This window comes from Actinomycetota bacterium, from assembly GCA_030017835.1.
Lineage (GTDB): Bacteria > Actinomycetota > Aquicultoria > UBA3085 > Oleimmundimicrobiaceae > Yes70-04.
On sequence record JASEGU010000073.1, the window covers coordinates 1 to 503 of the forward strand.

The following is a 503-nucleotide window of genomic DNA, read 5'->3' on the forward strand; positions in this document are numbered from 1 at the left end:
GATGCCTCCGCCCGGGGTGTTGAGTTGCACGATCAACACCTCAGCCGCGCGCTGCTGGGCGACTTTAATCCCCCGCGACAGATATTCCTGGGTAGCCGGTGTGATCGGGCCGTCAATGGTCTGGATAATGGCCAGGCGCGACTCACTCTGCGCCCGAACTGGTTGGAGGGCGAAGAGGAACAAGCCGGTGAGAGTCAAAAGGAGGCGAATGGGTTTCATAATTGCGGTTATTATAACCTCTAACCGGGCGCTTGACCCCCTGCCTGCCTCACGGTAAAATCAAGCCTGTGCGGGAGTCGCCAAGTGGTAAGGCATCAGCCTTCCAAGCTGATATTCGCGGGTTCGAGTCCCGTCTCCCGCTCTTGTGCCAGTCATCAGTCATCAGTCATCAGTAACGGAAACCTCGATAACTGATCACTGATTACCGATCACTGATCACTGAAAGCGGGCCCGTAGCTCAGCGGTTAGAGCAGGCGACTCATAATCGCTTGGTCGCTGGTTCG

Annotated in this window: 1 protein-coding gene and 1 tRNA gene; one reads left to right on the forward strand and one right to left on the reverse strand. The window is 56.7% G+C overall.

Annotation, left to right across the window (positions count from 1 at the left end; genetic code table 11):
- Positions 1-219: nodulation protein NfeD (locus tag QMD53_07225; GenBank protein MDI6800426.1), on the reverse strand; the 219-nt coding region annotated here is incomplete at its 3' end.
- 70 nt (positions 220-289) lie between these two features.
- On the opposite strand from QMD53_07225, the gene QMD53_07230 reads away from it, so the two are divergent.
- A tRNA-Gly gene (locus tag QMD53_07230) sits at positions 290-361 on the forward strand.
- The last annotated feature ends 142 nt before the right edge of the window (positions 362-503 follow it).